The following is a 5,206-nucleotide window of genomic DNA, read 5'->3' as shown; positions in this document are numbered from 1 at the left end:
GGTTTGGTCGCAAAGCCGACATCGGCAGGCACGTATGCGTCTTCCAGACGATCTGGATCGTCGGTCCATTCCTTCGGAAGATACAACGCGCGATCGATGAACGCATGACCATGACGCGAAACGTAGGTAGCGAAGACGCCGATCTGGCAGTTCGTGATCTTCCCTGCCGAACCAGTGTATTGCCGCGCCACTCCGCACGAGGCCTAAGGCGTCTGGTACGCGAGCTTGCCGACGTCGTGGCCAGACTGGCAAGAGCCGGGCGAGCTACTCGCGACGGTCGAGCATTTCGCCGTCTACATCAACTGCTGCGAGTTCGCTCCTTGTCCTCTTTAACCCTCGCGCCGCAACGCTGCAAAGGCGCGCTGTCGCATTCCTGACGTATGTTCGAAATCAGCTGCGCTGTTGATTGCCATTGTTAGTTGGGGTTCTCTTAACTCGTTGGATTGTCGTTAGATCTTTGCGATCCGCGAGCTGGCATGGCATTTGCTATAAGTCCGTCATTCACGCCGGAAGCGGAGCGCCGCACCCGAGTAATGGTGGGATCGAGATGGGCGATGAACAGAAGTCGGCCCAAGCCGAAATAGTTGGAGGCCATAAACATGGCAACGCACGATCACGACAACAGGTCTAGCCACACCGCCGAGCCCGTCGACGAAGCAGTTCGACGTACCGGCGAAAGTGCGGCCGAGCAGATGAAGCACATCTGGGAAATGGCGGTTGAGGCTGGTCAGGAGATGAATCGCACCGGTACCGAACTGCTCCGGCAAAATGCGGAGGCGTTCCAAGACGCCATGCGGGTCAGATCGGAGATGACGGCAGCCGCAATGGGCCGCTCTACCGATCAGTTCGCGCTCCCCGGCTTGTGGAGCGGCCTCCTACAGGCTACCGAACGGTCGGCGGGTAACGCTGCGGCTACGCTACAATGCACAAGCGCCGTTACTCAAGCGACAAGCGAGATGTCTCGAGAGTATTGCGCGTTCGTTCGGCATCAAATGGAAATTACGATGACGTGCATAAAGAAGTTCTGGGCCTGTCGAACTCCCCCAGAGATCGCGGTCCTGCAGAGTGAATTCTTGCGTGAAACTGTTCAGGGTCTGGTGGAGAGCAACCGCCGGGTGGTCGGCATCATGTCGAAGGTCGACGAGACCGCAAAGCGCATGGCCAAAAACACTCACTGGCCTGCTGCCTAGCGGGGTTCGGGCGCGACAGCGCTTGCTTGGCACGCGACTTACTGAATCTCGTGCTGAGGGCGGCGGGGCCGATAACAGCGGCGCAGGTTGCCCGATCCGCTCCGCGGCTGAGGGCTATACGTGCTGCGCCAGCTCGTGAGCTAACGATCTCGCAATTAAGCTACGGACCGCGATCGAGCAGACGTTGCAGGTCGACAACGTGCGGACCGCCAATCTCGGCGGGGAGGTCTCGACGTCGGAGTTTGCGAGCGCTGCAATCAAGCGCCGCATAACCAAGCGGACGAGGCGATCGACAATAGGGAGTAGATAGATGGTGAAGGGTTCTGATCTTTTGGTCGCTGCCTTGGAGCATGAAGGCGTTGACCGCATCTTTGGCGTGCCGGGCGACGAAAATCTCGACTTCGTCGAGTCGCTCCGCACTTCAAAGATCCAGTTGGTCTTGACCCGTCATGAACAGGCGGCGGCGTTCATGGCGGCGACGCACGGGCGGCTGACGGGGCGGCCAGGCGTGTGTTTCTCGACGTTGGGTCCTGGCGCGCTGAACTTCTCGACCGGCGCGGCCCATGCACATCTCGGCGCGATGCCGATGGTGATGATCACCGGGCAGAAGGCGATCATGAGCAGCCGGCAGGCCCGCTTCCAGATCGTCGACCTGGTCGGGTCGATGAAGCCGCTGACCAAGCTGGCGCGTCAGATCGTCAGCGCGCCAAGCATCCCGACGCTGTTGCGCGATGCCTTCCGCATCGCGATGGAGGAGCGGCCGGGCTCGGTCCTGCTCGAGTTGCCCGAGGACATCGCCCGTGCCGAGGTCGAGGCGGTGCCGATGGTGCCGATCCATCCGATCGAAATCCCGGTCGCGCACCCCGCGGCCCTCGATCGCGCGGCCGAGATCATCCTGGCGGCGAAGCGGCCCCTGATCATGGCCGGGGCCGCGGCCAGCCGCCCGCGTTCGACCTACTGTCAAGCGCCAGCGTTAGCGGTGGCCTCCAGCTACTCTGGAGCCCTGCATGCTGGTCGTTGAAGGTCTGACGTGCCGCTTCGGCGCAAAAGCCGCGGTGGACGACGCTTCGTTTCAAATCTCCCCCGGCGGCTTCGTCGGTGTGATCGGGCGCTCCGGCGCCGGCAAGTCGACCTTGCTGCGGACCATCAACCGCCTGGTGACGCCGACGCAGGGCCGCATCCAATTCGACGGCATCGACGTAACGGCGCTGCGCGGCAAGGAGCTGCGGCAGTGGCGGGCGCGATCGGCAATGATCTTCCAGCAGTTCAACCTGGTCGGCCGGCTCGACGTCCTCACCAATGTCCTGATGGGGCGCCTCGCAACGATGCCGGCATGGCGCTCGTTGACGCAGACCTGGCCCGAGCACGACAAGGCGCTGGCGATGTCGGCGCTCGAGCAGTTCGATATCGCCTCGCTCGCCGCCCAGCGTGCCGACCAGCTCTCCGGCGGCCAGCAGCAGCGTGTCGCGATCGCCCGCGCGCTGGTGCAGCAGCCCGACATCATCCTCGCCGACGAGCCGATCGCCTCGCTCGACCCGCGCAACACCAAGATCGTGATGGATGCGCTGCTGCGCATCAACAAGCATTTCGGCATCACCGTACTCTGCAACCTGCATTCGCTCGATCTGGCGCGCAGCTATTGCGACCGTCTGATCGGCATGGCGCAGGGTCGCGTGGTGTTCGACGGCGCGCCGGCCGAGTTGACCGACCACGTCGCGCGCGAGCTCTACGATCTCGAAGCCACCGACGTCATGGGCGGAATGCCTGTGCCGGTGCCCGAGGGCGTGCCGGCGCTCGGAACGGCCGCGGCCGCCTGAGCCGCGGCATACCTGTTAGTTGCCCAATTTTTGCGTCAACCGACCCCAACCGATGAAGAGGGTACCATGATCACTCGCAGACTCATCCTCGCCGGCGCCGCCGCGCTCGCGTTCACGACTTCGGCCTCCGCCGTTGCGCCGATTTGCGATGCGCTCACGCTTTACGGCAGCGCTGCCAACTCCGGACTCTGCAAGAGTCTCGGCATGAGTAACCATTGGGTCTGCGAGTTGGCGCAGGGAAGTCCCGACATTCATCTCACCTTCAACGAAACGACCAAGCTGCACATCACGGTCAGAAACCCGAACTGCGAGGGGAAATCAGACCTGACGGGGGCCTGGAATGCCGAGGGTCACACTCTGAAGCTCGCGAACGGGCAACCCTCGATGATCTGTAAAGTGAATGTGCAGAATTATGTTTATCGCCTGAATGCGCAACCTGGCATGGAGGGTGCGGGACGCCGCGCCTGCATCGCTGCGTTCAATACGGCCGCTAGCAACGGCAGAATCTCATTTGATGCTCAGTCGTTCTTTATCAATCTGTGTAAGAAGGACTGTGCGGAGGACGCCAATAAGCCGTGAACTCGTTGACATTTGAGTGCTCTCTCCGAGTGCCGGCGCCTACATGAATGGCGCCCGCACAATCGGTAGTGCACATTAGAGCAGACGACCGGCGCGCGCAAATGCGGCGATAACTTAAGGTGTAAGTTCTGAAGCGGGAAAATGCAGGACAATCTTTAATACGATCTCAGGTCCTTTTTCGGTAACCACAACAATTGCGCTCGTCGCAAGCGGTACTGCCAACCCGTCGGAACTTTCCAGCCTTGCACGCTGCGGAGGCGATGGCCTGTTCCGGAGGTTGTCGTAACGGGCACAATCGGCGATCGGCGCATGACGAAGCGTCGGTGCGGCCGGCGTCATGATGTTGGCCGGTGGGGCGGGTTCACGTTGACGGGCCAGGATATTGAGCACGACATCGCGGCGGAATGGACGCCGTGACTGAGCGCTTCGGCACAGGCCGCTTCCACCGCAGGCAGACCGTCAGTCAGCACCGCGTTGAGGATGTCGACCATCTGCCGGTTGCCGTCATCGGTGCTGGCAAGCCTGCGCCGGATCCGCTCGATCGCGGCCGGCAGCACCCAGTCCTTGAACGGAGCGCCGTTGCGCAAGGCGCCGGCTTTGCGGGCGAGCACCGGCACATAGTGCCAGGGGTCGTAGACAGTATCGCCGCGACTAAAGGCGCGGGTGCTCGGCAACGATACGTCCATCCTGACGGATCACGATGCGATCGGCATAGGCTTGAACTTCGACGGGGCGTCCGACTGCGCTGGCTGCGACCGAGTACTTGTTGTTGTCGAAGCGCACCAGGCAGGTCTTCGAGACCGACGCCGTCACCGCATGGAAGCCGTCGAAGCGGCCGGCATAAGGACCGAGTTTGGGGCGTTCGGCTTCGAACACGTCCCAGATCGTCTGATCGACCAGCTCCGGATGGCGATGAGCCTTGGCGTAGCCGATGCATTTGTCGAGCAGCCAGGCGTTCAACTCGTCGAGGTTTTTGAACCGCAGCCGCGGCGTGAAGAAGCGTTGCCTGACCAGCCCGACCTGGTTCTCGACCTGCTCCTTCTCCCAGCCTGACGCCGGCGTGCAGGCGACCGGATCGACCAGATAGTGGCTGCAAATCTGCAGAAAGCGACGATTGTAGAGACGCCCTTTACCGACGAAGATCGTCTCTACGGCGGTCTTCATGTTGTCGTAGATGCCACGGGTGCAGGTGCCTTTGAACAGGGCGAACGCTCGGTCGCGGGACACCGAGTAGTAGCCGGTCGAGCCGTCGGCGTTGATGTCCTTGGCGAAGGCGTCGGTCTTGACGCCGGTCAGGCGGGCGCGGGCGAACGAGGCCGAGCCGTAGCTGGCGATATGGATGTTGCCGGCGCGCTGTCCTTCGATGACGGCGGCGTAGTCGTTGGCGATGCGCAGCGTGACCTTCACGCCCAATTCCTTGGAGAGATAGCTCATGAACGGCGCCCAGCGCTCGGTCACGCCCGAGGCGTTTTCCGCCGGAATGACCGCGAAGGTCAGCTCGGGATATTTGGCTTTCCAATCGTCGGATCGCGCGTTGTATCTTCCGAAGGAATGGACCGACGATCCAGATCGTCTGGAAGACGCATACGTGCCTGCCGATGTCGGCTTTGCGACCAAACC

At 62.0% G+C, this 5,206-nt stretch carries 3 protein-coding genes and 5 pseudogenes; 5 read left to right on the top strand and 3 right to left on the bottom strand.

All coding sequences use genetic code 11. The annotated features are described in order from the left end of the window. A pseudogene (locus ABIA90_RS45550) lies at nucleotides 1-203 on the bottom strand (transposase); the annotation flags it as partial. Nucleotides 204-599: 396 nt separating this feature from the next. Between ABIA90_RS45550 and ABIA90_RS45545 the strand changes: the two are divergent. From ABIA90_RS45545 to ABIA90_RS45530, 4 genes and pseudogenes are all read left to right on the top strand, one after another. After that, a complete protein-coding gene (locus ABIA90_RS45545) occupies nucleotides 600-1,190 on the top strand; it encodes a phasin family protein (RefSeq protein WP_354122413.1) in 591 nt (196 codons plus the stop codon). A gap of 310 nt (nucleotides 1,191-1,500) precedes the next feature. Beyond that, nucleotides 1,501-2,145: pseudogene (locus ABIA90_RS45540) on the top strand (thiamine pyrophosphate-binding protein); the annotation flags it as partial. A gap of 52 nt (nucleotides 2,146-2,197) precedes the next feature. Then, nucleotides 2,198-3,007, top strand: coding sequence for a phosphonate ABC transporter ATP-binding protein (gene phnC, locus ABIA90_RS45535; RefSeq protein ID WP_247457907.1), 810 nt, complete (start codon nucleotides 2,198-2,200; stop codon nucleotides 3,005-3,007). Nucleotides 3,008-3,073: 66 nt separating this feature from the next. After that, nucleotides 3,074-3,586 carry a hypothetical protein gene (locus tag ABIA90_RS45530; protein ID WP_247457908.1) on the top strand — a complete coding sequence of 171 codons (513 nt, stop codon included), beginning with the start codon at nucleotides 3,074-3,076 and terminating at the stop codon, nucleotides 3,584-3,586. Nucleotides 3,587-3,856: 270 nt separating this feature from the next. On the opposite strand, the pseudogene ABIA90_RS45525 reads toward ABIA90_RS45530, so the two are convergent. Next, nucleotides 3,857-4,810 (bottom strand): annotated as a pseudogene (locus ABIA90_RS45525) (Mu transposase domain-containing protein); the annotation flags it as partial. Between the two features lie 60 nt (nucleotides 4,811-4,870). Then, nucleotides 4,871-5,020: pseudogene (locus ABIA90_RS45685) on the bottom strand (PhnD/SsuA/transferrin family substrate-binding protein); the annotation flags it as partial. On the opposite strand from ABIA90_RS45685, the pseudogene ABIA90_RS45680 reads away from it, so the two are divergent. After that, nucleotides 5,019-5,206 (top strand): annotated as a pseudogene (locus tag ABIA90_RS45680) (hypothetical protein); the annotation flags it as partial. The pseudogenes ABIA90_RS45685 and ABIA90_RS45680 overlap by 2 nt on opposite strands.

It is taken from the genome of Bradyrhizobium sp. LA6.8 (assembly GCF_040547935.1).
Taxonomy (GTDB): Bacteria; Pseudomonadota; Alphaproteobacteria; order Rhizobiales; family Xanthobacteraceae; genus Bradyrhizobium; species Bradyrhizobium barranii.
This window is presented reverse-complemented; position numbering and strand designations above follow the sequence as displayed.

Coding starts and splice junctions, on each gene's coding strand:
- ABIA90_RS45545 (WP_354122413.1), top strand. CDS start 600: ATGGCAACGCACGATCACGACAACAGGTCTAGCCACACCGCCGAGCCC.
- phnC (WP_247457907.1), top strand. CDS start 2,198: ATGCTGGTCGTTGAAGGTCTGACGTGCCGCTTCGGCGCAAAAGCCGCG.
- ABIA90_RS45530 (WP_247457908.1), top strand. CDS start 3,074: ATGATCACTCGCAGACTCATCCTCGCCGGCGCCGCCGCGCTCGCGTTC.